Source organism: Marinomonas sp. AWM4_232, from assembly GCF_056158325.1.
This window is the reverse complement of record NZ_JBSWTA010000001.1, coordinates 553,763-578,326: the sequence shown is the minus strand read 5'-3', so window position 1 is coordinate 578,326 and position 24,564 is coordinate 553,763. Positions and strand designations below refer to the sequence as shown.

Below are 24,564 nucleotides of genomic sequence, written 5' to 3'. Positions count from 1 at the left end.
GCAGGCTAGAGAGGTGAGGTTAAACCTCCCCTCTCTTTAGTTGTCGAATAGTAAAGCGGTTAGGGTGCAAGGCCTCGATAACGCTTTGTTCAAATGGTGCTAGCTCATCTAGAATCAAGCTGCTCAAATAGAACCCACTTAATGGGGCGCTGACTAGTCCGCGAGAACCATGACCTAGATTGACATACAGTCCAGGGATCAGCTCGCAGTCATCCAAAGTTTGCCATTTTGCATTTTGTCTAAGCGGCGCGTATCGATTAATGAGCGTGTCCTGATCACTTAGAGGACCGACAATGGGAGCGTAATCTGCAACGGTACAGCGCATAGCGACTCGCCCTTTGCAGTCAGCTAAAGAAATGGCCTCTTTATCAATCGTTAATAAGCCTTGTAGCTTTTCTAAGTTATCGATATGACTTTGCTCTGAAACGGCTAGGCTATTATTGCCTAAGTCGTAAGTGGCGCCGAAGTTAATATGCCCCTCCAGTTCAGGGGACAGATAGCCTTCGGCACACAAGACACTTTTCACCTCGCTAATTTGTTGCTGGTCAGCCGCTGTTAGGTGTCTAGTAGCGATCTGTGTCACCTGACCTCGTATGGGCTTGGTTGGCCAATCTTGCCACTCTTTAAGGAATGATTGTTCATTAGCGGTACAAAGTACAATATGTGAGTACGAGTGGCTTTCGTTCTGATTGAACGCCAACCAATCGTCGCCTTGTTGTTCTAGGCGAGTAAGCGAAGTGTTTAGTGAAACCTGTATGTTTTGGTGTTGCAGTAAGTGCTCACACACCGCTTGCGGTTTGATCCAGCCCGAGAGTGGTAATTCCAGCCCTTTGGGGTGGGCTTTAACAATGCTATCTGGGTAGAGCTGGCTGGCGAGAGTTTTCGCAAACTTTGCTTGCTCATTATTATCTTTAGGGAATTGCAACAAACCACATTGTTGCCACAGCTTTTGATCTAAAGGTAGGGACTGGTAAAAGCGGTTTGCGAATAGATAAGCACTCAAATAGAAGCGGTTTATCGGTGTATCTGACGCGCCAAGTTTGGGATAGAGCATACCTTGTGCGTTACCCGAGGCGCCGCCTGCAATTTGCTTTCCTTGTTCCCATACTTCAACCTCAACACCTTTATTAGCCAGCGCTTGGGCGGTTGTTGCGCCGGCAATGCCACTGCCAATAACCAGTACTTTGGTGACTGCTTTGGGCTGTTTCGCTTGGAACCATGGCAGCCTAGATGTTGGGATTGAGGCAGGGTGCTGTTCGCTTTCTTGGTGACTTGAGAATGTGCCAACCATCATTTCACGCTTGTGGCCAAACCCTTTGACCTTCTGCACATCAAATCCATGGGCCTGCAAGCCCCTACGAACGATGCCTGCTGCGGTGAACGTTGCAAAGGTTGTGGTGTGATCGCTCAAGCGTTGAATGTTCTGAAACAGTTCTTCACTCCACATTTCAGGGTTTTTGCTTGGGGCAAAGCCATCTAAAAACCATGCATTTACGCTTCCATCGAGTGCCTTAAAGCCGTCGCTGGCTTCGCCAAACCACAGGGTTAATGTGGTTCTATGCTGAGGGAAGAAAAGCGTGTGCAAGCCATGACATAAAGTAGGGTAGCTCTCAATAAGAGGCTTAGCGAGCCCCTCAAGAGAAGGCCACATCGCGAGTGACTGGGTGAGCTTTTCCTTATTAAGGGGAAACTTTTCCACTGAGATAAAATGCAGCCAACTGTTAGAAGGGGCCTTGTCTAAGAACAGTTGCCAGGCGCACAAGAAATTCAATCCTGTACCAAAGCCTGTTTCCGCAATGGTGAAGCGCTCGTTCGGGCGTAGACTTGAAAAGCGATCAGCGAGCTGGTTATGTTCTAAAAACACATAGCGTGTTTCATCTAAACCAGCATCTTTATCAAAATAGACATCATCGAATGCACTGGACCTTGGCACACCATCGTCACCAAAATCCAGAGCGGGTAACTCAAGTTGATAACTAGTTAACACGGGTGATTTTCTCGATGGTAATCGGTGTGCTTGGAACATTTTGATAAGGGCCCATTGTGCGTGTTGGGACATTAGCAATTTGGTCGACTACATTCATGCCTGATACTACGCGTCCGAAAACGGTGTAACCCGCACCACCACGTGCACCATGGTTCAAAAATCCGTTATCCACTTGGTTGATAAAGAACTGCGAGGTGGCACTGTTAGGGTCACTAGTGCGAGCCATAGCTAGAGTGCCGCGTAGATTGTAGAGGCCATTGTTGCCCTCGTACGCAATCGCTTTGTGGGTCTGTTTGCGACCTAGATCTTTTGTAAAACCACCGCCTTGCACCATGAAGCCTTTGATAACACGATGGAAAATAACCCCTTCATAGAACCCCTCGTCAACATATTGAAGGAAGTTCTTAACTGTGTTTGGAGCTGCTTGCTCATTTAGGTTGACACGAATGTTACCTAAACTTGTTTGAATATCGACCTCTGTTGCGAAGCTTGGCAAGCTCAGCGCTGACAGTACTAGACAAGTGAGTAAACTTTTTTTCATTAAGATTTTCCTTATAAGCTATGCGCACATAATATTAGGGGGTTCATTAAAGAACGCCAAGATGAAATTGATTTAAGAGGTCTAAACATGAGAACCGCAGTGGTTGAAATTGAATATTGCACATTATGTCGTTGGATGCTGCGAGCGGCTTGGTTGTCTCAAGAACTGCTGATGACATTTGATGATGATATTAAAAGTGTGACCTTGATCCCAACCCAAGGTGGGATCTTTAAAGTCCGAGTCAATGGCGAAGAGATTTGGTGCCGTAAGTCGGAAGGAGGCTTCCCTGAAGCGAAAGTTCTAAAACAACGCATGCGTGATGTCATCGATCCTGAACGAGATTTAGGCCACTCAGATGTTAAGACTTCTGAATAGTATTTGCTTCTGCTAAACAAATAAGCGGCTTAAGGTAGCCGCTTATTTGTATGTGTCGAATTTTTCGTGCTCAGTAGGACGATTTAAAAGACTTGTTTGAATGGTTTGACGTCAACTTTGGCATATACACCCGCTGCCACATACGGATCGGCCTCTGCCCAAGCTTTAGCATCTTCAAGGGAGTTGAACTCTGCAATGACTACGCTGCCAGTAAATCCAGCTTCGCCAGGATCATTGGAGTCGATAGCTGGGTTAGGGCCGGCTAAGACAAGGCGTCCCTGATCACGTAAGGCTTGCAGGCGTTCAAGATGAGCAGGTCGAGCAGCTAATCGATTTGCCAAGCTATTTTCTACGTCTTGTCCAACAATTGAATAAAGCATCGTTTAGTCCTTGTTTTGCATTTGCGAAGACAAGTAAATGCCTTGCAGAATAATAAATACAATGGTCATGCCCAATAGGCCGAACAGTTTGAAGTCTACCCATACATCTTCACTGAAGTTAAACGCTACGTATAAGTTGACCGCCCCCGATAAAATAAAAAAGCCAACCCATGCAAGGTTAAGGGTACGCCATGTATTATGGGGCAGCTCAATCTTATCCCCCATCATGCGCTCGATGATGTTTTTATGGCCAATGAACTGACTGCCAAAGAACGCCACGGCAAATAACCAGTTAACAATGGTTGGCTTCCATTTGATAAAGTCGCCGTCGCCCATTAGAACCGTGGCACCACCCAGTAATACAACCAGTACGAGCGATACAATATGCATCTTTTCAATAGCTCGGAATTTAAGCCATGTGTAGCCTACTTGTAGAAGGGTGGCAGGTATCAGAACTGCCGTCGCGATAATGATGTCGCCAGTTGTTTTGTAGACCAAGAAAAATACAAGAATGGGTAAAAAGTCGAATAGTAATTTCATAGTTAAGCCAGTTTATGTATGCTCGAAAGATCATACCTAGCAATAGCCGGAAAAAATACCCCTTTGATGTCTGATACCCGATACCAGCGAATCGATTTACACACCCATTCAACTGCCTCTGATGGTAAGTTATCTCCCACAGAACTTGTCCAGTTGGCACATCAACAAGAAGTACAAATGCTTGCTCTAACTGATCATGATACGACAGCAGGTCTAAATGAGGCTAAAGGTGTCGCGACGTCTTTAGGTATGGCACTGGTGAATGGATGTGAGTTATCGGTCGCATGGAAGAAAATTCCCTTACACATGGTGGCGTTAGGTTTTGATGACGACTGCTCGGTTATGGCGAAATGGACCCAGCATAATCAAACCGTTAGGCTTGAAAGAGGCCGTCAGATAGCAGACTTGCTAAAAAAGAAAGGGTTGCCTGATTTGTTTGATAAAGCCGTGGAAGAGGCTGGTGCAAGTCAGCTAGGTAGGCCTCACTTTGCAAAAGTCATGATAGGTGAAGGGATCGTAAAAGATATGAACAAAGCTTTCGATCATTACCTTGGCAATAAAAAACTTGGGCAAATTCGTGATGTTTGGCCCCAGCTAGAAGAGATTATGCCAGAGCTGGCGGCCGCGAATTGTGAGCTTGTTTTAGCGCATCCGAAGCGATATCCGCTAACAGTGACTAAACTTAAAGCGATTATGCAAGATTTCAAAGCGCTAGGCGGCGATGCTATAGAGGTGGCTTCAGGAAACGAAAGGCCTGATTATGTTCGCTTTTTAGAGCGATTATCTCGGGACTTCGAATTCAAAGCCTCTGCTGGCAGTGATTTTCATGGGCCCTTTGGTCCGTGGACGCAAGTTGGACGTTTTACTCAAGTGCATGAACAAGAGATTTCCCCTATTTGGTATCAATGGCAGGTTTAGCCAGAGCCGCCGTAAGTTTGATGAATTTACCTCTTTTTGAGGCGCTATGGAGAAAAAAATTGAGCCAGTTTTTTCAGATACATCCAGAAAACCCCCAAGTACGCTTAATTAAGCAGGCAGCACAAATGATCCGCGAAGGGGCGGTGATTGCTTACCCTACGGATTGTGGTTATTCGCTAGGGTGTCATATCGGTGATAAAGCGGCATTGGAAAAAATACGTGCTATTCGCCGCTTAGATGATAAGCATAATTTTACGTTGGTATGTCGAGATCTGTCTGAGATTTCAACTTACGCGCGTTATGATAATGCGATTTATCGTTTGCTGAAACATCATACACCTGGGCCTTATACCTTCATTTTTAATGGTACATCAGAGGTGCCGCGTCGATTGATGCACCCAAAACGTAAAACTATTGGAATTCGTATTCCAGATAATAAAATCGTGCAGGCCTTACTCGAAGAGTTGGGTGAACCAATCATGAGTTCTTCATTGATCTTGCCAGGTGAAACCGACCCCATGATGGACCCTTACGATATTCGTGATACGTTGCAGCATCAATTAGATTTAGTCATTGATGGTGGTTTTTGTGGTATGCAGCCAACGACCGTCATTGCGATGGATTCAGACTCCATTGAAGTACTTCGCGTTGGAGCAGGTGACCCAAGCCCCTTCGAGTAAAAACTGCGTAAGGTATGCTATCAACTGGTTTATGATCCGACTATAATGCGGCACAGTTAACCAGGTTAGTGTATCTGGTTTTAATTTAGATATTTAACATAACTGGGTTGCTGCGAAGCATTCCCGAAAGAGGTCGTAATGGACGAAAAATTACAGAAAGTGTTGGCGAGAGCAGGTGTGGGATCTCGTCGTGAGATGGAAAACCGTATTCGTGAAGGTCGTGTTGTAGTCAATGGTAACGTTGCTACGCTTGGCGATCGAGTGCGCCCTGATGATCTGATCGAACTTGATGGCATTGAAGTAAAAACCACAGCTTCTAGTGAAGTTGAGCGTCGAGTGATTATCTACAACAAGCCTGAGGGTGAAGTTTGTACTCGTAAAGACCCAGAGGGTCGACCAACAGTTTTTGATCGTTTACCAAAACTTAGAGGCAGTCGTTGGATTGCCGTAGGCCGTTTGGATATTAATACTTCCGGTCTGTTGTTGTTTACCACTGATGGTGAGCTAGCAAACCGTTTAATGCACCCATCTACAGAGATAGATCGAGAGTATCTGGTGCGTGTAATGGGTAATGTAACGGAAGAGCATGTTGAGAACTTAAAAAAAGGCGTGCTGTTAGAAGATGGCATGGCTCAGTTCACCGACATCGTTGATGGTGGTGGTGAGGGTATCAACCATTGGTTCTACGTGTGCCTGATGGAAGGCCGTAACCGTGAGGTGCGTCGACTGTGGGAATCTCAAGGGGTTAAAGTAAACCGCTTGAAACGTGTTCGTTTTGGACCGGTGTTCTTACCTTCGAAAGCAAAGGTTGGCCGTTGGGTAGAAATGGACGATACGGATGTGCAGTCCTTGTGTGAAGTTGTCGGATTGGAACATAAAGTATCGGGTCCAAAGAGTCAGCAAGAGAAACACGATCGACGTCGCCAAAGTGGTGCCCGAGTATCTGGCAGTGTGGCAAAAACAAAACGACGCGACAAAGGGTTTGATTGGCAGGCTTCTGAAAAGCAGCAAGAATTCAAACCACGCCGTCCAGGACGTCGTTCATTTAGATAGAAGAGGATTTTAGGCTATGAGCATGGTGCGATGGATATTAGTAGTTGTCATTGCAATGCTAATTGGATTTTTTGTCTATGTAGACATGAACAATGGGGTACCAGAACACCTAGGTGTGAATGATGGACTGTTGGCGCCATGCCCTGATATGCCTAATTGTGTATCTTCTCAGGCTTCACTCGAAGATGAACAGCATTACGTAGAACCGATCATTTACCGAAGAAGTGTCAAGCAAGCGCAGTTAAATGTTGAACAGGCACTGCTTAATGCTGGAAATGCTCGGATTATAAGTAGTCGCTTAGGCTACACACACTTCGAGATTTCTAGTGATTTCTTTGGCTTTAAAGATGATTTAGAGATTTACTTCCCTGAAGCAGACAGTGTGATGCATGTGCGATCTGCTTCTAGAGTTGGTTATGATGATCTCAATGTGAATCGGGAGCGCGTTAGACAAATTCGAGATCTTCTAGTAGATTGATCCTGAAGGCTTTCTTAATTATCAAATGGACGAGGATACAATATGAGCGCGAATGAAAACCAATCAATCCTGATTGTCGAAGACGATGAGCGCCTCGCCACGTTGACCCAAGAATACTTACAAAAAAATGGTTTCAATGTTGATATTGAGCCAGACGGGCGTAATGCGATTTCTCGAATAGTAGATGAGCAGCCGTCATTGGTTATTCTTGATTTGATGCTGCCAGGTGCAGATGGCTTTACGGTATGTCGTAGTGTGCGAAATGACTATCGTGGACCAATTCTAATGCTAACTGCTCGCAGTGATGATGTAGATCAGATCCTTGGTTTAGAAATTGGTGCAGATGATTATGTATCCAAACCCGCTAAGCCGCGCGTCTTACTAGCGAGGGTCCAGTCATTGTTGCGCCGCAGTACGCAAGATGTTGATTTGGCGGCTGCGCCAGCAGAAGCAGATCAAACCCTTGAGTTTGGTAGTTTAGTGATCGACAACTCTCGCCGTGAAGCATGGCGTGAAGGAGAAGAAATCGAGCTAACCAGTGCTGAGTTTGATCTATTGTGGTTACTTGCTAGCAACTCTGGCCGTATCCTTAGCCGAGAAGAGATTTTCAGTGAACTGCGTGGTATTGAATACGATGGTCAAGACCGCTCGGTTGACGTACGTATTTCTAGAATTCGTTCAAAAATTGGCGATGATCCGATTCATCCTCGCCGAATCAAGACGATTCGTAGTAAAGGCTACCTGTTTGTAAAAGAGGTATAGTCTCCATGCGAAGTGATATGTGGCGCCTCTATCGGCATGTTTTGATTGGGGGCGTGCTCATATCGCTTGTGTGCTTTGCCGTCATAGAATGGCTGCAGAAAAACTACCATCAACGTCATCTTTCTCAGCAACTACTTGCTGATGTCGAACTTACGACCCAGTTGTATCGGATGAACAACTCGATTTTGCCTGCCCTAAGCACTGCATCATTTTACACTTGGAAGCCACTCGGTTCTGTCTCTGATAGCCCTAACCTTAGATTTGAGCAAACATTAGAGGAAGGGGTTGGTTATGCTTCGGTTTATGATGGCGACTCTTTAATTTTAGCTGGTGAGCTTCAATGGCAGAGGCTGCAAAGTGTCCAGCCGTTACTACAGCGGCTTTTGTTATCTGACTTATCATTTGATGAAAAGTTAGAGCTATTGAATGGGCTCTCAAATATCGTTGTTACACAAATTCAAGCGTCTGAGTGGCGGGCAGGAGAAGTTAGTTATTCTCAAGCACCAGATCAAGATGCCGCGTTTATCTGGCAGCCTGATGCTTCGGACAAAGCTTGGCGAATAGAAGTGCTGCAAAAGCCTTCCCTCTCTATCGGGGTGACGGTCTTATTATTCATCGTGTTATCCATTTCAGCGTTACTAGTTCTAGTTTGGATTGAGTTTATGAGACTCGACCGCAAACGGCTTCATTTTGAAACGGTCACACGTCAGATTGCTCGTGGTAGAGGGACTTTGCCGCAAGGTGTGGTAGACAGTTCTGATACGTTGAAAGAACTGGCTTATTCTTTTGATTCTATGTCCACTCATATCCAGCGTTTGCTGAAAGTGCAGCGTGAAATGATTAACGCCATCTCTCACGAACTAAGAACTCCCATTGCACGTTTGCGATTTGGACTAGAAGTATTAAAGGATGATGTCACAGAAGAGCTTGAGCCTTCTATTACTGCGCTTGAATATGATGTGGAAGAGCTGAATACACTGGTCGACGAAGTTCTCACATATGGCAAGCTAGAAGAAGGCTCCTTAGCGTTGAACTTCGAGCGAGCGAGTATTCGGCAAATCCTAGAAGGGATTGTCGAGCACAATCACGCCTTACTGCAGAAATACGATGTACAAGTCACCGTAAATGGCGATGAGTGGGTGAACGCTGATGCCCATCATCTGCATAGAGCGCTGCAGAATCTTATTTTGAATGCTTCGAAGTATGCAAATTCAACTATAGCGATTACTTTCACCGAAGATGAAGAGCGTTGGCAGGTTGACATAGAAGACGATGGTCGTGGTATCCCTGAAGAAGATCGAGATAAGGTGTTTATACCGTTTCAGAGATTGGATAATTCCCGCACTCGAGCCTCAGGTGGTTACGGTTTAGGCTTGGCCATTGTTCAACGTATCGCTTTTTGGCACGGTGGTGCGGTATTGATCGAGGGGAGTGAGCTTGGGGGAGCTAAGTTTAGCTTCATTTGGTCTCGAAGCCAGCACCAAAACAGCCTAAGTTAGGTGTGTGGGAGCAAGAAATTAAACTGTTAACAATTTAATTGTCCGTTAACTTTTGATTGTTCTGGTTTTAATAGTACCGTTAACTTTCAACCAAAATTCTCCTTAAATAGCCTTAATGCAAGATGCACTGGGGCTTTCAGTGTTTTCGAGCAAAATTCCGCCAAAAATGGATTTGGAGTGTTAGTTTTTGAGATTTGCACTAATGCGGTGCGCTGGTCGAATTATGAAAACGGATGAAATAATGAATTTAGTATAAGTAGGATTTATTCGTTTTCATACTGTAGCTACGTATATGCAACTCACTTCGAAGGTGATTCATAAAAGGGCTGGGATATATCACACATTCCTTTTGGGTATATTTCTGTTATCTGTGCAAATATTTAGCCTATTTTTATGTTCGCAAACTGGATGCCTGTTTTTATGATCTGAATGTTATTCAGTTTCTCGCATTGTCATAGAAGCGACTACAAAAGTGTTCTAAGATCAATAACTAAAAAACGCCACAGCTAGAATAACGTGTAGTGGACAAAAGATATAACGCGCATGCGCACTATTAAAATGTTAAGCAGATAAGCAAGGAAATAACATACATTTATGGCCAGTCTTACCGATTTTGAAGAACTAATTGCTCTTATACATAATCCTTTAATGAAAGATTATATGAAAGAAGCAATGAGCTGCTATCACACTGGGGCATACCGTGGTTGCATTGTGATGAGCTATATCGCTCTTTTCGATGACCTAGTGGATAAACTTAAAGCGATAAAAGAAGTAAATTCCGACGCGAGATCAATATATTTAGAGGTAGAAAAAAGGAGAAATAGTCAGGATGTCTTCGAGAGCTACTTGCTAACACAGATAGCATCTAAACAGCTGATTTCTGACTTAGATAGTTCTACCGTTGATCTTATAAGAGATCGACGAAATAAAGCCGCGCATCCATCAGGTCATCACCCTTCAGCAGAAGAAGCAAGATACATATTTTCTGAAGTGATTGACAAGTTTTTGTCAAAGGAAACACTAGGAACTAAGCATGTCGTTGATGAGATAATCTCAAAATTTCATAACACAAAATTCTTCATCTCTACTTCGCTATCGGATATAGAAGATACGGTAAGGTATGAAATAGAAAAAATTCATCCAGAAGCACACCCTTACCTTGTAGTTCAATTATTTAAAGCCTACAAAGAAAACTCAGATATAATTAAACACAATGCTTCATTTTTCTTGGATGGGCTCGCATGTCTTGATGATAGCCTTATCAATTCAGAATTGGCTAAGCGAGTGCTAAACCCAACATTGGGAGATGTTGAGTTATCTCAAAAATGTCTTTCTATCATCTCTGCTAACCCAAAATTGATTGACCTTATTGATGATGTTCCAAAGACACGATTTAAATCCCTTTTATCCGATAAGATAGAAGAGATGGATACTAACTCGGTATCTACCAAACTTGTCTTTCCAAGCGTAATAATGAAACGAATTCTGGATAAGCTTGGCTTCGAATATGTAGATCACGAGTTTCGTGACCATATTAAGAGCTTGATTGAGAAGATACCATTTCGTGAGGGGCTTGTTAACTTAGTTACCTCTCAGTCAGAAGATCTGAAAACACACTATTTCAGTATTTTGTGCAATCAAGCCGGTTCATACACTTTTGACGTGGCAAATAATTTCGTAGATAGATTTTACGACGTTGAAGTTGCTGCGGTAGATATCTTATCAGGAAGGCAGTGTTTGGCTCTTATTGTTGAAATTATCAGTGCAGCTAGGCATGGCGCCTGGAGATCAAGTGAAGTAGTCGAAGCGAAATTTACACCATATACTTCGCTTAAGGAAAAAGTTATGGATTATCTTGCAGATTGCGAAGAAGAGTCTGCTTTGGAAGTAATTCAAAATCACATTGACGGGATAACACTTAACGAGTTTAAGAATCGTTATCTAATCAAAATGGAACAATAGCGGGCATCATAAGTGCTTGATAAGCGAATGTTGTCTGACTGGTTTTCCGTTGCGCTACAAACCAGCCGCAAATGCGGGCGTTAGAACTCTCGTTTAACATATGTGCTAAAATAAGGGTAATTTGATTAATGGGAAATAAACGACATCAGTATTCACCAGCACAGAATATTGCTCTTGTTACTCAGGTAGGCAGTGTTTGCCCATTATGTGATGAGCCACTTTTCTATCAGAAAAGTGGTAAGAGCTATAAAAACTATGAAATTGCCCATATCTATCCGCTAAACCCCACTAGTGATGAAGTTGAATTACTAAAAGGTGAAGTACGTTTAAGCGAAGATATTAATCATGAAGATAATGTAATCCCTTTATGTGAAGTTTGTCATGGTAAGTTTGATAAGCCTAGGACTGTAGAAGAATATCGAAAGATTGTAGATATCAAGAAAAAGCTAATCCAAAGGTCTGGGCAAGAGTCTTTGTGGAAGACTTACGCCATAGAAGATGAAATAAGTGAAATCATTGATTCCTTGTATGATGAAGATAATTTTGATGACAATTGTGAGATTTCATATTCCCCTAAAAAGATTGATGATAAATTAAACGACACAATAACAAAGCCTACAAAAAGAAAGATCAAAAATAATGTAAGAGATTACTATGTTTTTATTAAATCTAAACTAACCTTGCTTGATAAAAATAATCCTGACTTATCTGACATGATATCCAATCAGATTAAGGTATTCTACTTAAAGCAAAAAAGATTTGGCTATGATCAACAGGTTATATTCGAGAATATAGTGGCTTGGATAAACTCTAAGACAAAACCAAACTCCAATGATGCATCAGAAATATTGGCTTCATTTTTTATCCAAAATTGTGAGATATTCGAATGATCACACCGAATAAGTTTACGTCATTTGATCAGTCATCTTTAAGAAAACTACCTAAGATTCTGGAAGCCTTAGCCGTTGTTAACGGGCTATCTGAACTATATAAAGAAGTAGAAAAACACTTTGAAGATGTAAGTGAGTTTATTGCATGTATTGATGTTCTCTATGTTCTTGGTCGAATTGAGGTAAATAAAGACAATGGGGAAATAATCAATGTTAGTTGAAATTCGATCAGATGTATTTAGAGAAAAAGCTATAAAATTCCATGAAGGCTTAAATGTCGTATTGGGTGACTCTGTAGCAACCAATTCAATTGGTAAATCTACACTTTTGATGTTAGTGGATTTTTCATTTGGCGGTGAGTCATTTATATCAAATGATGGCGGAGCTGTTGAGAAATTGGGGCATCACTCATATTTTATAACACATGAATTTTGTGGCGAAAAATTCATATTTAGAAGAGGGACTTTTAAGCCTGATTTGGTATATGTCTGCTCGAGTGATTATAAAGATCAAGAACCTATCCCAATAGAAAATTATAAATCATTTCTTAAATCTCAATATAATTTGGACTCCTTTGATTTATCTTTTAGGGCAATTATTTCTTTATTTTCAAGAATATGGGGAAGAGAGAATTTAGAGGTTAAGAAGCCTTTACACGACCATCCATCTAATAATGGAGGTGAATGTATAGAAAAGTTAATTAAGCTTTTTGAAAGGTATTCAACTATTAAAGATCTATCAGAAAAGCTAAAAGAAAAGAATGCTGAGAAACAAGCTCTTTTTGTTGCTTTTAATAAAAAAATCATACCCAAAATATCAAAGACTCAATATAAGAAGAATCTAAAAGAAATTGATGGGATTAAAGCTGAAATTGAGGATATAAAATCAAATCTTGCAAAGTATGCAATTAACCTAAGTGAAATTGCAAGCAAAGAGGTATTAGAGCTTAAAGAACAGAAAGACCTTTTAGTAAATGGGAAGGCCTCTATTACTAGCAGGTTGTCGAGAGTTAGAAGCAACTTAAGCCAAAGTAAATATATAAAAAGCAAGCACTTTTCTAGTCTTAAAGATTTTTTTCCTGATGTAAATGAAAGGAAAATTTCTGAGATTGAAGAATTTCACTGCGATATTACTAGGATACTTAAGTTAGAATTAAGAGCAAGTGAACGCGACCTTCAAAAAGAGCTTGATTCAATTACAAACGAAATATCAAAGATCGATGAAAGAATTGGCAAAAACATATTAAAATTTGATGATCCAGAAATAATAGTTGATCGAGTTTATAACCTTTCTAATCAACATAAAGAAAAAAAATCTCAAAATGGTTATTTTGAAACTGAAGAGGTTTTAAAAGAGTCTGTAAAAGGGTTTAAATCCGACCTGAAAAATGAAAAAGAAAATATATTAAAATTTATTGAGGATTTAATTAACGAAAAGATTAAAAGTTTAGTTAATTTGACATATAGTGAAAATCATAAAAGCCCAGAACTAGTTTTAAATGAAAAGAGCTATCAATACAAGATAATTGATAACACAGGAACAGGCACTGCTTACTCAAACTTATTGCTTCTAGATATTGCGATATTTGAAACAACAAAATTACCTATATTAATCCACGATTCGTTGCTATATAAAAATATAGAGAATGATGCTGTCTCTAATTTTATTGATTTATACTTGAAGCACGATAAGCAATCTTTTATAGCAATTGATGAAATAGGAAAATACGGAGAAGAAACTAAAGAAAAGCTTGAAAATAAAAAAGTAGTTAAACTGTCTAATCAAAGTGTTTTATACATCAAAGATTGGAGAGAGGAAAAGAGTTCTAATAAGCAAATTAACAAGGACACGTAACAGTTGGCTACGTTTCGCTTCGCTACACACATTACTTAGCCTGTTTTTGGGCGTTAAAAGTCACAAGGAGCTGTTGTGCAAGAAATCCATGAAAGGGTAATCGTAACAAATGATCTATCGTGCACTAGAGGTAATGAAGAAATGGCTGTTGTTCACGCCTGTAAGAGTCCCTGCCACCAAAGTGCACTAGGTTACCGAGGAAAGCTACCAAGTACACACCCCAACTACTTGGTGTTAGAGCAGGATAATGACTTATTTCTCAATATCATTGATCCACCTGTTCCGTTGTTTATGCCTCCACTATTTACAGAATTTTTAGCATTTGCTAATAAACACTGGGCTGAAGGCAGAAAACTGCTAATTCACTGCAACCAAGGAGAGTCGAGAGCACCTTCGCTAGCAATGCTATTTTTGGCAAAAAGTATTTCCGCTATTCCTGATACATCATATGAAGTGGCTAGGTCAGAGTTTGAAAAACTCTACCCAAGATATAACCCAGGTAAAGGCATTGAAACATACTTTTCAAAAAACTGGTCGCAACTTGGTAGCAACTTTTAACAAGGCTAGCTAGAGGGAACAAAAAACGCCTCTTCGCTATGTTTTTTGTCACTAGCAGGCAGCATTATGTGCTTGTGGAAAATGCAATATATCGAAGTCAAAAGTAGCCAGATTCCGCTAGATTTGCTGCTTGAAGCCGATCGCTTCTGAAGCGAGTATTTCTTCATATTTCTCTGATTCATGGTGTTTTGCTACACTAGATAATGGGCGTGTTTTAGTATCTTGTATAGTGAAGCCACAAACCAATAGCCTTGCTGAGATATTCAACGTCTCTGTATATCCAAAGTTACAAGGTCAAGGTGTTGGCTCTAAATTGCTTAAGTAGGTTCTGTCTCAGTTATCAAGTAAGGGAATCTTACGTGTTGAACTGGGTACAGGCACCTTTGGCTATAAACTGACTTATTATCAACGTCTTGGCTTTAGGGTTGACTCAATCGTCAAAGATTACTTTTTGCTGAATTATCCAGAGCCAATCTATGAAAGTGCTATCCAGCACAAAGACATGCTGAGATTGTAAGCACAACTTTAGTACGCACATAACAAACGTTTTAAGACGGATTTGCAACGTGTGACAGTTTTGGTTTGAATCGGCTTACGTGTTTACTGTGTAATAACTAAGTGTTGTGGTAGCGTTGCTCACCACTTAAACGGGCGTTAGCTGTCTATATAAGATAATGGTATCTCTGTTGCCACTCTTAATAGGGCATTTTATGAAGAAAGGAAAGCAGTGCCCAAGTTGTGGAATGATCAATGTCTAAGGGGCGTACCAATGTGGTTCATGCGGTACAAACCTAGAAGGGTAATCCTCCCTTTTTTAACTTAGCTCAAAAGTAGAGGTTAAGCAGCCATTAGAGGTGGCTTGCCTCCGTTAGCTGTATGTGGTCTTTCGTGATTGTAAAACCACAACCATTTCGTTGCATAGTCTTGCACTTCCTCAAGTGTTTCAAAAAGATGCTTGCTTACCCATCCATATCTAGCTGTTCGATTATATCGTTCAATATAAGCATTTTGTTGTGGATTGCCAGGTTGGATGTATTCAACTCTAATGCCTTTCTTTTTAGCCCAACGAGTAAACTCATGACTCACAAATTCCGGCCCGTTATCACAACGCAGTATCTGTGGTTTATCTCGCCATTCAAGCAATTGCTCAAGCGTGCGTATCACCCTCAAGGTCGGTAAGGAAAAGCCTGCTTCCATCGCTAGTCCTTCGCGCTTGAAGTCATCGATTACGTTAAATAGACGATAGTGGCGACCATCGATAAGTTGGTCATGCATAAAGTCCATAGACCAAACCTGATCTCGTTTGGTTGGCTCCTTCAAGGGTTCAGGTACGTTCCGCTTTAAGCGTCTTCTTGGGCGGATTCGTAGATTCAACGCCAACTCGCAATAGATTCGATAGACACGTTTATGATTCCAAGTGTGGCCTTTTACGTTTCTTAGATAAAAGAAGCATTGCCCAAACCCCCAATCCGTTTGAGTCTCTGCTAGGTCAACTAAAAGTTTAGCGATCAAAGCATTGTCATCATTCAAAAGGCTCTTGTAACGATAACAGGTTTCACTGATCATAAAAGCAGAGCAGGCCAAACGAATGCTCACCGCCTTATTCGCTACAGCATGAAGTGCCATCTCTCGTCGAAGGGATGGCTTCACCACTTCTTTGCCATGGCTTCCTGTATGATCTCCGCCTTTAACCGTTCTTCTGCATACATCTTTTTAAGACGACGGTTTTCTTCCTCAAGTTCTTTCATACGAGCCATTAAAGAGGCATCCATATCACCATATTTGGACCGCCATTTGTAAAATGTTGCCGAGCTCATACCATGCTCTCGACATAGCTCAGGAATGGGTGTGCCTGCCTCTGCTTGCTTTAGTATGGCCATGATTTGGCTATCGGTATAACGTGATTTTTTCATGCAGAACCTCCTGCGTTTAGAGTACGAGAAAATTCTACTTTTGGCTGCTGTTATTTTTCGGGGGGATTACCGAAGAAACTAAAGCTGCGCTATAAAACATAGTCAATTCAATAAGCTTGTTGAATCGCTTGTATCTATAGGTAGTGCCTCAAAGCAATCAGTGCATCCAAATAGTTTATACTTCGAAACGAGTCGAACTCGATATGGTACAGCACGCCTTGTAGCAAACGGCATAGAGTTTATTGGATGGCTTGTTGTGGTTGCTGGAATCATTGCCATCATTATGTTGCTGTCAAACATGGGAAGTCGCTACTTCAATTTGGCTGGGATTCTTCCAGGAGTAGGCACTTTGATTTCAGGTCTATTCACTATCATGTGGGTCAGGTATCGAATGTCGCTGCCGGTTGTGCTGATAACATAACTTGCAATGTCGCATTAATACGTCGTTAGACCTCCAAATGCGATGACCCAAACTGCATCTTAGACTCTTGTTTTAGGCTTTATTTACAAGAGCTATGCCCTTCCTCTCTTTTCAGTCATTCAGCCACCACTTCACCCCTTAAAACTGCCGGTTTTGGATGCTATGCATGCCCTCAGACAGCTTTTGATCGAACAAAATTTGGTTGGATTTCTTCTATTAAAAGATGAGGGAAGTGCTATTTTATGACTTTAAATGTGCATTAAATGTGTAATTTTATGTTTTCAATAAAGCTAATTTTGAAGTGTGAATTTCTATTTTTCGAATCGAAATCTTTATTTCATATAATGTATATTTTTTTAGATTTCTTGAGTTTTTTATTTAAATGAATTTTTAATATGTTGATTCTAAAGGATTTTATCTTTCCTGAAAAAATATACTTATTATATAATAAATAGGTTTTTAATCAATAATTACAGGTTCTATATATTGGCATTTGATAATATTGTTTCTTCTTGAATAAAAAAGATTTTCGGATATGTTTCACTTTATTGAAATCCTAAAAGTGAATCCCATGAAAAACAAAAAAACACTGATCATTGATGAAGAACAAAAAAGACGATTCGATAAGCATCGAGAGTCATTTGAAGATGCTAATGTCCCTTATGTACCTTTTCTTAAAACAATGAATTTCACACGTTCTTCTGGAACACGATCAAAATTAGTACATTTTCGTGATCTCAATCGCTTACTACATTTCATGTCTCATAATGAGCTGTGTGCTTACTTATTTGTTCTTCATAACCACTCCGTGGAAGAAGTTTATGAGCAATTTGCGCTTCCGATTGAAGATACATTACCTATTTGTGAAGAGCTTGGTATAAATCATCCGCGAGGAAAAAATCGAAGTCGTCTTGGCTATGAATCGTTTGATTTCCTTATCAAGCTTAGCCCTTCAGAGGACCGCGACAAAGAGTGGATGGCGATTGCTGTAAAGCCTACAGATCAGCTATTTGATCGCCGTGTACAAGAGCGATTAAAGCTACAAGAGAGCTATGCAATGTTGAATGATATTGAGTTTCTTGTGATGGATAGTGATCAATTACGAGGAGTCAAAAGTGAAACACTTGGACTGATATATCACAACCGAGCACTCACTCCATTTACAGAGACTTTCTATAAGGACTGGCTGAATATTCTGAGTGGAGAGCTGTTGTTCAGCTCAGATGAACGCATGCATAAGGTCATAAAAAATGTTGCAAATTCAGTAGGTATCACTCCAGAGCTCTCCCAGTATTTTTTTCGACACGCACTTTGGGTGAAAGATATTGCAATGGATTGGGAGGTGCGCTTACGCATGGAACTAACACCTAAGCGTTTGGGGGTGATTGTTCTATGAACGGTATATCTTCAAATCCAGCAACACAAGCCTCTGTTCAATCAACAACATTGGCCTCAAGTCAGATATCTCTATTTGATGGCATAAAAGTGCCTGATGGAAGGTGTGTTGCTATCGGTGATCTTGACTTGAAAGAAGACTCGGTTGTTGTTTATCTCAACACTGAAAGAAATCACGTATTCTTAATGAATATAAGAGGTACAATCAAACGGCCTAAGCGGTACGAGCTCGATCAATTACAAGCTGCAATACAAGAATATCGAGTGAAGTTGACAGACAGGTTCATACCACATCAGGCGGCTTTCCCTTATTCACTGCTAACTGAGAAGCAAAAGAGTACTGCATCTAAACGGTTTGCAATGATCGAAGAAATTGCTAACGACTTAGAAGCTCTGTTTTACGGTTGTTATGGACAAAATCTTGTAAAAAGTACTGCCGAAAAGCATGGGGTTACTTCTGTCACGATATACAAATATCTCTGGTCTTACTTATATGCTAACAGAAAAGTATCGGCGTTAGCATTTGGCGTCGGACAGTATGTGAACCACACACCTAAGGAAAGAGTTGTCACAAAGCCCCTCGGAAGACCAAGTCAACATACTCTTGATACAGGTGAAGAGACTCGCAAGATTCTGAATGAAATTGATTATTTGAATTTTGAATGGTCTGCAAACCTATATGGTTCGAGCGGTGATATTTCAGCTAAAAATATTAAGGAGTGCTACCGCATAATGCTTTACGAGCGCTATGCAGAAAGCGTAATACTTCATGATAATAAAACAGCAAATGATAAAAAAAGCTCTGATGAAGTGATAATAAAAGGTGATGTAGAGTGCCCTTCATTTGGTCAATTTTATAGATGGTTAAGAAAGAGAAATGGCTTCAAGCATGTAGCATTTAGAAACGCTGTATTACCTTCTGCCGAAATTCTTAAAGATTTCGCGGGGCGTAGAGGCGATGCTTATGCAAACATCATTGGCCTCGGTCAGCGCTATGAGCTAGATGAAACGCCTTATGATGAAGAGTTAGTATCGAAGCTCTTCCCTGGTCAAAAGCTAGGCAAAGCGACTTTGTATATGTTGGTAGATACATATACAGACTATATCGTAGGCTTCTATTTCACCTTTGGGGCCCCATCAGTTGTGGAGGTCAGTAATGCTTTATATCAGTGCCTTAGGAATCGGCATGATTGGTTAGAGTCTATCGGATGTTTAGATTACTTAAACGAGTGGGAAGTGCTCGGCCCTCCGCAGACTTTAGTTGTTGATAATGCAGAATTTAACAACACTCTTTCTGAGTCTGTAGTCAAAGGGCTCAATATGAAAATTGAGTTCGGAAAACCTGGCTGTGGTAATGACAAACCTTTCATTGAAAGTCTTTTTAGTCGAACTAAAGGAGATCTTCCTAGTTTATCAAAAGCGCATATGCCGATTAGTCATAATGGTCAAAGAACCAACTCAGCAAGGAAACACGCTAGTTTAACTGTTAATGATCTTAATCGAATTCTTATGGAGATTTGTGTATACCATAACAACTATAAAGTCAGAGCTAAAAAAGAGTTACCCAAAGAAGCAATTGAAGACGGTATAGCACCTAGAGCACGAGATCTAGTTCGTTGGTCCATTGAAAATGGTAATTCATTCATGCAGCCAACACTTGATGATAAGGAGTTGCGCTGTGCGTTACTTTCTCAAGGAACTGTCTCTGTACAGCAGAATTCAATTCAGCTTTTGGGGCAGTCTGGGAAGCTTTTCTACACTTGTTCGAAAATTCTTCAACTTGGACTACAAGATCTACCTTTTAAAGGGGAAAAGCAGTCTCATCGCTTTGAGTGTCGTTATAACTCACATGATGTCAGCAAGATTTGGATATATATCGATGGTCAAGAATACGAAGCTATATTGGATCAGAAATTAAGTCGCTACGAAGGGCTCGTTGCGCAAGAGCGCGAAGCTCTAGATAAGCTAGAACGATTAAATAAAGCTAATGTCCGTCAACAAGAGCTGAATGCAAGAGCAACGCAGTACCATAAAACGAAGCGCATTGTAAAAGAAGCCAAAGAAAATGCGAAAAATATAGATAGCCCTAATGCTGGTGCTCAGAAAATACGTGAAAACAGAAAGTTAGAACAAGAAAAGACAGTGGCTCCTTTAGCGCAGGCTCCGCAACCAGATCTTCCTCAATCCGTTTTGGATAGTGGACATAACAATAATAAAAAACCTACTGCTAAAACATCCTTTAGGGATGAGGAGTAAGCGTAATGAAATATGCAATCATCGATGCTGAATATCAGCACACACATGCTGACAACAAAAACTATTTGTACAATGCAATGCCTCTCAAAATGAAAGGTAAGGCCTTTTATCAACGAACCTCGAATTTGATGGAATATCCATGTGCAGAAAGTTTTGATGAGCGTTATGAATTACTAGATGAACTTCTTGACCGAGTTGATCAGTTTCGTTTTATCAGAAGTGAGCACTATGAATTGTATGAGAAAGTTTATCAAATGATCCGACGAGGCTACAAAGGGATTAACCCAGCCTCTCCTCAATATATAAGCTATCAATATGCCATTGCTTCAGGTGAGAAAATAGAAGTCCCTATTGGTAAAACAACAGCTGATACTGCCGCACTGATTAGCACTACAGGCAACGGCAAAACACTTTCTATCGATTGGATCATGAGTACATGTTTTCCGCAGGTGGTAAGACATAAGACCGATGATTTTGACGACTATCAGATTACTTATATCAAAGTTGATATGCCTCATAACGCAGCACGACCTGAGCTGATTTATCGTTTACTTCAGCAAGTTGACATTGTTCTGAAGAAAGCAGGGTATCCAGATACCGGTTATGCGCAGTCAGTACTAACGCAAAAAGGCAAGCGCATTCCGATTGCTGAAATGGTTGAGGCTTTGAGAACTGTTCTCACAAGACATCATGTTGGTTTGTTTATCATCGATGAAGTCCAGAACCTCGATTCGGTTAGAGATTCGGATCGTAAACTTATGATTCAGTTATTTGATGATTTAAGCAACAGCTTGAAAATCCCCCATATTAAAATCGGCACGCCTAACGCAGTTTTGTTATTCGCTGATCGCATGCGTCATCAACGAAGGCTTGGAGAAATAATTGAGCTGACCCGCATAACTGATCAAGAAGAAATTAGGGCATTTAACGAAGAGTTCTTTACGGGTCTTGAGAAAGCTGTATCAGTTTCTTCTCTTGATGCAGTAATCAACGAGTTTTGGGTTCAGAGTGCAGGAATACCTGCAATTTTCATGGATTTATTTCGCTCTTGTATGAGAGCCGTTATTCCTCGCAACAAAATGCTTACTCCAGAGTTGATTTGCGAAACTATGAAGAAAGGCTTTGCAAATCAGATACCTGCTCTGAAGGAGCTTCGAGAAAAAAATATTGCTCGCTCAGTAGATTTTATGACTGTTGATGAAATTTATCAGTCTGAAAAGCATGAAGAATTGGTTCAGCTTGAGACCTTTATGCGTAAGCAGGTGCCGCATGGGCAAGCTGCTAAAAGGACGCTGGATCGAGTTCTTGATTTGGAAACTAGATTTGTATTCAGCGAAGAAGAAAAGCATGTTCTAAATGAGATTAAGAGCCAACTACTTGTTGCGCAAGGCAAGCAAATCGGCTCTCAGACATTAGATGGGGAGTTTGAGAATGAATCTTGAAACCCTTAATCAAGATGAACATATTTTCAGTGGCTGGACTCGGTCTCGACTCATGAATGCAAAACGAGTTATGAGTGAGAGGCGCTGGCAAGAATATACGGGATTATCAAAGCAAAAACTCTTCTCTCAAACGCCTCTTAGCGAGCAGAGCTTTGAGATTATCAGCCGCTATAAAAACTACGATGGTGATAAAACGGAAACAGAGTTGTTTCTTGATCATACAACTGTACCTTCTTGGCTGTTAGTTAATGACTCTCTTGAGGACCTTTTGAAGATTCAATCAAAAGGGAGAAAAACGAGTGAGTTAAAGTCCTTTGCCGGACATCGAGGCTGGCGATTCTGCCCTAAATGTTTGAAAGAAGAACGTGAAGTTTACGGTTATTCGTATTGGCATGCCTCGCACCACTTCTTCGGCGCAATGACTTGCTCTATCCATAAAGTGCCTCTATGTACTCATGACGGCTTGAAAATACATGATTACAGTTTGCCTCATCAGTGGTTGAGATCATCAAAGTCCATGGTTCTAGAGTATGACTGGCAGTGTCAATGGCAGCCATTCATATATCAGTTTTCTGATGCTCTCAAATCTGACTCAACCCTAGCCAACAAAGTTAAGAATGATGTTTTAAATCTCTTACAAGTAGAGCGTCAACTGACTTATAGCTTTGATAAGAAACGTTTTAATGAGCTTTTTAAGCAGATGTATCAGGATTTAGGTGAAAGCTTTTTTGTCAGTATGATAGGCCGTTGTGCGCAAAAACATAAATATGGTGCAAATGCTTTATGGCTCGCGATCTCAGACTTCGCCTCTCCTTTCGGGGTCAAATCCCCCATCTATTGGCTTGTGACTATCTTTTGGCTTCGTCATGAGATTCCTAGCCTTAAAAAGGTAATCAATTATGATTGGGAACTCCAAGTACATTAATCGATTACCTCTTCGCCCAACTGAAACCATTTTTAGTTGGGCGACTCGTTACCATCTTCGTTTCGGTAACTACAGGGTCCGAGAGACTAAAGAGCTTTTGTTTGGCTCACCTAGAATTAGAATCCACCCATTTCTACCCAGTTATTTGGAGCATATCGCATCAGATGAACTTCTTAATGATTTGGTCCAACACCACACGTTATATCCACTCTTTCGTTACTTCGGAGCAGATCAAAATGCTCGGTATCTTGATCGACTGAAGCACGGAAAAACAGTTTCTATTCAGAACTTGATTACGACATTTGGGCTACCTTGCGCCTCCGGTCACTTTTATTGCATAAGGTGTGTACAGGAAGAGGAGTTACAGACAGGGCTAAGAATTTACAATATTCAAAGCCAATTGCCAGGCATTGATAGTTGCCCAAAACATGGCATTAAGTTGCTTTACACTGATAACACCGATTTTGGAGTAGATCGGCACTTGGTTATGCCTGCCCGCAACCTATCTGACATTGTGAAAGCCGCACCAAAAAACATTGTGGTTGCTTCAACTGCACTAAGGTTAATAGAACATACTTCAACGATCTCATTTTCTATCACACATGATTGTGCACCTGACTATCGCTCAGCTTTAGAAGCATTAGGGTTTATTACTTCAAATGGCCGCATAAGAAGTAAAAGCTTGAAGGAATCCATCGAAAGCTTTTATCAAGACTACCAGCCCATTTCAGGCTTGGAATACCTGCTACAGTTTCGATTCCTAGGGCCAATGCTTCGGCTAAAATCTCGTGTAAATCAGCATCCTTTACATCACGTTCTCTTTCAAACATGGCTCGATCATATGGCATCTAACACAGATGCTCGTTTGATCAACCATGCCTCTGAGTCTCTATCTAAACGAAATATAGATGATCAGATTCTCTTAAAAATCAAAGAAGGGTGTTCGATTCGAGAAATTAGACAGGAGCTTAATTGCGCTACCTCTGTGATAGAACGTGTTGCGAGTATTAATGACCTGAAAATTGGGTGTTTAACAGAACCTAGACCGAGTTGGTATCAGTATTTTTTAGTGTTGGCTCTGCTTGGCAGACACCGTCAAGAAATCGCGAATAAGCTAAACCTAAGACTTCACAAAGTCGAAGCTGAAATCAGTAATGTGTCGGGGTTAGTACTATGGCGCAAAAACTTGGAAAGGATGCGTAGGGTTGAGCTTGCCACTGCTAGGATCAAATTTGCTGTTGCAGAGCACCCAGATTGGTCTAGAAAGCTTATTCAAGAATCCAACAGTAAAGAGTACTACTATCTATATGTGCATGATCGTGAGCGCTTAGAAGAGCTACTTCCAGAGAAGCAGAAAAGAGTCGGTGGTTACGTCAATAAAAAATGGGAGGAAGATGATGTCAGACTGCATGATGCAATCATGGGTATAGATGGCGCTGAGAAGATGGCAATTTCAAGAATCGGATATTTGATCAATGACAATGGAGTATTGAAGCGCTCTATGGATAAACTGCCAAAAACAAAGCTGCTACTTTTAAAGCTAGGGGTTTTAAAAGAGGGTGAGTGACGATGTGGCTAGATCATTCTGTAGTGACAGCACTGATAGCAACACGAGATGATTTTAAGTTTTATCCGTGCATTGATATCCCAGATCAGTTCTCTTTTACCTACCTTGCTATGCTACACAAGCTTTGCGAACAGCCTCATATACTCGAAATACTTCACATTGAGCTTG

At 41.0% G+C, this 24,564-nt stretch carries 24 protein-coding genes; 19 read left to right on the top strand and 5 right to left on the bottom strand.

The window, feature by feature from the left end; all coding sequences use genetic code 11:
* Positions 1–19 precede the first annotated feature (19 nt).
* Complete coding sequence (gene mnmC, locus ACXAC1_RS02755; RefSeq protein WP_475058489.1) at positions 20–1,987, bottom strand: bifunctional tRNA (5-methylaminomethyl-2-thiouridine)(34)-methyltransferase MnmC2/FAD-dependent 5-carboxymethylaminomethyl-2-thiouridine(34) oxidoreductase MnmC1; 1,968 nt, start codon at positions 1,985–1,987, stop codon at positions 20–22.
* Positions 1,977–2,528 (bottom strand): peptidylprolyl isomerase, encoded by a 552-nt coding sequence (locus ACXAC1_RS02750; RefSeq protein WP_475058486.1) that lies wholly within the window; start codon positions 2,526–2,528, stop codon positions 1,977–1,979. The genes mnmC and ACXAC1_RS02750 overlap by 11 nt, the downstream gene beginning before the upstream one ends.
* An 87-nt stretch (positions 2,529–2,615) precedes the next feature.
* Between ACXAC1_RS02750 and ACXAC1_RS02745 the strand changes: the two genes are divergently transcribed.
* Positions 2,616–2,903 (top strand): Rdx family protein, encoded by a 288-nt coding sequence (locus ACXAC1_RS02745; protein ID WP_133562661.1) that lies wholly within the window; start codon positions 2,616–2,618, stop codon positions 2,901–2,903.
* An 83-nt stretch (positions 2,904–2,986) separates the two neighbouring features.
* Here the strand turns inward: ACXAC1_RS02745 and ACXAC1_RS02740 are convergent, their stop codons facing one another.
* Both ACXAC1_RS02740 and ACXAC1_RS02735 read right to left on the bottom strand, forming a co-directional pair.
* On the bottom strand, positions 2,987–3,283 hold the full coding sequence (locus ACXAC1_RS02740) for a YciI family protein (protein ID WP_228191872.1): 297 nt from the start codon (positions 3,281–3,283) through the stop codon (positions 2,987–2,989).
* Positions 3,284–3,286: 3 nt separating this feature from the next.
* Positions 3,287–3,823: a septation protein A gene (locus ACXAC1_RS02735; protein ID WP_475058483.1), complete on the bottom strand. Its 537-nt coding sequence runs from the start codon at positions 3,821–3,823 to the stop codon at positions 3,287–3,289.
* Positions 3,824–3,889: 66 nt separating this feature from the next.
* Between ACXAC1_RS02735 and ACXAC1_RS02730 the strand changes: the two genes are divergently transcribed.
* The 12 genes from ACXAC1_RS02730 (at position 3,890) to ACXAC1_RS02675 (ending at position 14,802) form a co-directional block, all read left to right on the top strand.
* Positions 3,890–4,741, top strand: a complete 852-nt coding sequence (locus tag ACXAC1_RS02730) for a PHP domain-containing protein (RefSeq protein ID WP_475058480.1) — start codon at positions 3,890–3,892, stop codon at positions 4,739–4,741.
* Positions 4,742–4,800: 59 nt separating this feature from the next.
* Positions 4,801–5,421: an L-threonylcarbamoyladenylate synthase gene (locus ACXAC1_RS02725; protein WP_475058478.1), complete on the top strand. Its 621-nt coding sequence runs from the start codon at positions 4,801–4,803 to the stop codon at positions 5,419–5,421.
* Positions 5,422–5,559: 138 nt separating this feature from the next.
* On the top strand, positions 5,560–6,474 hold the full coding sequence (rluB, locus tag ACXAC1_RS02720; protein WP_133562672.1) for a 23S rRNA pseudouridine(2605) synthase RluB: 915 nt from the start codon (positions 5,560–5,562) through the stop codon (positions 6,472–6,474).
* 16 nt (positions 6,475–6,490) lie between these two features.
* On the top strand, positions 6,491–6,952 hold the full coding sequence (locus ACXAC1_RS02715) for a DUF1499 domain-containing protein (RefSeq protein WP_475058475.1): 462 nt from the start codon (positions 6,491–6,493) through the stop codon (positions 6,950–6,952).
* Positions 6,953–6,994: 42 nt separating this feature from the next.
* A complete protein-coding gene (locus tag ACXAC1_RS02710) occupies positions 6,995–7,714 on the top strand; it encodes a winged helix-turn-helix domain-containing protein (protein WP_475058473.1) in 720 nt (239 codons plus the stop codon).
* 5 nt (positions 7,715–7,719) lie between these two features.
* Entirely contained in the window at positions 7,720–9,213 is a 1,494-nt protein-coding gene (locus ACXAC1_RS02705) for an ATP-binding protein (protein WP_475058470.1), read from the top strand.
* Between the two features lie 594 nt (positions 9,214–9,807).
* Positions 9,808–11,175 carry a hypothetical protein gene (locus ACXAC1_RS02700; RefSeq protein WP_475058467.1) on the top strand — a complete coding sequence of 456 codons (1,368 nt, stop codon included), beginning with the start codon at positions 9,808–9,810 and terminating at the stop codon, positions 11,173–11,175.
* A 128-nt stretch (positions 11,176–11,303) separates the two neighbouring features.
* On the top strand, positions 11,304–12,065 hold the full coding sequence (locus tag ACXAC1_RS02695) for an ABC-three component system protein (RefSeq protein WP_475058464.1): 762 nt from the start codon (positions 11,304–11,306) through the stop codon (positions 12,063–12,065).
* The gene (locus ACXAC1_RS02690; RefSeq protein WP_475058461.1) at positions 12,062–12,286 is read left to right on the top strand and encodes an ABC-three component system middle component 7; all 225 of its coding nucleotides are present in this window, start codon (positions 12,062–12,064) and stop codon (positions 12,284–12,286) included. Before ACXAC1_RS02695 ends, ACXAC1_RS02690 begins: the two co-directional genes overlap by 4 nt.
* Complete coding sequence (locus ACXAC1_RS02685) at positions 12,276–13,919, top strand: DUF2326 domain-containing protein (protein ID WP_475058458.1); 1,644 nt, start codon at positions 12,276–12,278, stop codon at positions 13,917–13,919. Before ACXAC1_RS02690 ends, ACXAC1_RS02685 begins: the two co-directional genes overlap by 11 nt.
* A 75-nt stretch (positions 13,920–13,994) precedes the next feature.
* Complete coding sequence (locus ACXAC1_RS02680) at positions 13,995–14,477, top strand: protein-tyrosine phosphatase family protein (protein WP_475058455.1); 483 nt, start codon at positions 13,995–13,997, stop codon at positions 14,475–14,477.
* A gap of 229 nt (positions 14,478–14,706) precedes the next feature.
* On the top strand, positions 14,707–14,802 hold the full coding sequence (locus tag ACXAC1_RS02675; protein ID WP_475063770.1) for a GNAT family N-acetyltransferase: 96 nt from the start codon (positions 14,707–14,709) through the stop codon (positions 14,800–14,802).
* Between the two features lie 512 nt (positions 14,803–15,314).
* Here the strand turns inward: ACXAC1_RS02675 and ACXAC1_RS02670 are convergent.
* Positions 15,315–16,390 (bottom strand): IS3 family transposase gene (locus tag ACXAC1_RS02670; RefSeq protein ID WP_475058452.1). Its coding sequence is split into 2 segments (ribosomal slippage): positions 15,315–16,129 and positions 16,129–16,390, totalling 1,077 coding nucleotides; the frame shifts between segments, so codons are not numbered across the junction.
* Between the two features lie 160 nt (positions 16,391–16,550).
* Here ACXAC1_RS02670 and ACXAC1_RS02665 point away from each other — a divergent pair.
* The 6 genes from ACXAC1_RS02665 to ACXAC1_RS02640 all read left to right on the top strand — a co-directional run bounded on the left by ACXAC1_RS02665 (position 16,551) and on the right by ACXAC1_RS02640 (position 24,396).
* Complete coding sequence (locus tag ACXAC1_RS02665) at positions 16,551–16,811, top strand: hypothetical protein (RefSeq protein WP_475058449.1); 261 nt, start codon at positions 16,551–16,553, stop codon at positions 16,809–16,811.
* Positions 16,812–17,382: 571 nt separating this feature from the next.
* Positions 17,383–18,207, top strand: a complete 825-nt coding sequence (locus tag ACXAC1_RS02660; protein WP_475058446.1) for a TnsA endonuclease N-terminal domain-containing protein — start codon at positions 17,383–17,385, stop codon at positions 18,205–18,207.
* Positions 18,204–20,462 (top strand): hypothetical protein, encoded by a 2,259-nt coding sequence (locus ACXAC1_RS02655; RefSeq protein WP_475058443.1) that lies wholly within the window; start codon positions 18,204–18,206, stop codon positions 20,460–20,462. The genes ACXAC1_RS02660 and ACXAC1_RS02655 overlap by 4 nt, the downstream gene beginning before the upstream one ends.
* 5 nt (positions 20,463–20,467) lie before the next feature.
* Complete coding sequence (locus ACXAC1_RS02650; RefSeq protein ID WP_475058440.1) at positions 20,468–21,904, top strand: TniB family NTP-binding protein; 1,437 nt, start codon at positions 20,468–20,470, stop codon at positions 21,902–21,904.
* Positions 21,894–22,829, top strand: coding sequence for a TniQ family protein (locus tag ACXAC1_RS02645; RefSeq protein WP_475058437.1), 936 nt, complete (start codon positions 21,894–21,896; stop codon positions 22,827–22,829). The genes ACXAC1_RS02650 and ACXAC1_RS02645 overlap by 11 nt, the downstream gene beginning before the upstream one ends.
* The gene (locus ACXAC1_RS02640) at positions 22,804–24,396 is read left to right on the top strand and encodes a TnsD family Tn7-like transposition protein (protein WP_475058435.1); all 1,593 of its coding nucleotides are present in this window, start codon (positions 22,804–22,806) and stop codon (positions 24,394–24,396) included. Before ACXAC1_RS02645 ends, ACXAC1_RS02640 begins: the two co-directional genes overlap by 26 nt.
* The last annotated feature ends 168 nt before the right edge of the window (positions 24,397–24,564 follow it).

Excerpts from the sequence above, each read along its gene's own strand:
- ACXAC1_RS02710 (WP_475058473.1), top strand. The coding sequence starts at position 6,995 with ATGAGCGCGAATGAAAACCAATCAATCCTGATTGTCGAAGACGATGAG.
- ACXAC1_RS02690 (WP_475058461.1), top strand. The coding sequence starts at position 12,062 with ATGATCACACCGAATAAGTTTACGTCATTTGATCAGTCATCTTTAAGA.
- ACXAC1_RS02730 (WP_475058480.1), top strand. The coding sequence starts at position 3,890 with ATGTCTGATACCCGATACCAGCGAATCGATTTACACACCCATTCAACT.
- ACXAC1_RS02640 (WP_475058435.1), top strand. The coding sequence starts at position 22,804 with ATGATTGGGAACTCCAAGTACATTAATCGATTACCTCTTCGCCCAACT.
- ACXAC1_RS02645 (WP_475058437.1), top strand. The coding sequence starts at position 21,894 with ATGAATCTTGAAACCCTTAATCAAGATGAACATATTTTCAGTGGCTGG.
- ACXAC1_RS02740 (WP_228191872.1), bottom strand. The coding sequence starts at position 3,283 with ATGCTTTATTCAATTGTTGGACAAGACGTAGAAAATAGCTTGGCAAAT.
- ACXAC1_RS02685 (WP_475058458.1), top strand. The coding sequence starts at position 12,276 with ATGTTAGTTGAAATTCGATCAGATGTATTTAGAGAAAAAGCTATAAAA.
- ACXAC1_RS02735 (WP_475058483.1), bottom strand. The coding sequence starts at position 3,823 with ATGAAATTACTATTCGACTTTTTACCCATTCTTGTATTTTTCTTGGTC.
- ACXAC1_RS02715 (WP_475058475.1), top strand. The coding sequence starts at position 6,491 with ATGAGCATGGTGCGATGGATATTAGTAGTTGTCATTGCAATGCTAATT.
- ACXAC1_RS02655 (WP_475058443.1), top strand. The coding sequence starts at position 18,204 with ATGAACGGTATATCTTCAAATCCAGCAACACAAGCCTCTGTTCAATCA.
- ACXAC1_RS02750 (WP_475058486.1), bottom strand. The coding sequence starts at position 2,528 with ATGAAAAAAAGTTTACTCACTTGTCTAGTACTGTCAGCGCTGAGCTTG.
- ACXAC1_RS02745 (WP_133562661.1), top strand. The coding sequence starts at position 2,616 with ATGAGAACCGCAGTGGTTGAAATTGAATATTGCACATTATGTCGTTGG.
- ACXAC1_RS02705 (WP_475058470.1), top strand. The coding sequence starts at position 7,720 with ATGCGAAGTGATATGTGGCGCCTCTATCGGCATGTTTTGATTGGGGGC.
- ACXAC1_RS02660 (WP_475058446.1), top strand. The coding sequence starts at position 17,383 with ATGAAAAACAAAAAAACACTGATCATTGATGAAGAACAAAAAAGACGA.
- ACXAC1_RS02695 (WP_475058464.1), top strand. The coding sequence starts at position 11,304 with ATGGGAAATAAACGACATCAGTATTCACCAGCACAGAATATTGCTCTT.
- rluB (WP_133562672.1), top strand. The coding sequence starts at position 5,560 with ATGGACGAAAAATTACAGAAAGTGTTGGCGAGAGCAGGTGTGGGATCT.
- ACXAC1_RS02650 (WP_475058440.1), top strand. The coding sequence starts at position 20,468 with ATGAAATATGCAATCATCGATGCTGAATATCAGCACACACATGCTGAC.
- ACXAC1_RS02700 (WP_475058467.1), top strand. The coding sequence starts at position 9,808 with ATGGCCAGTCTTACCGATTTTGAAGAACTAATTGCTCTTATACATAAT.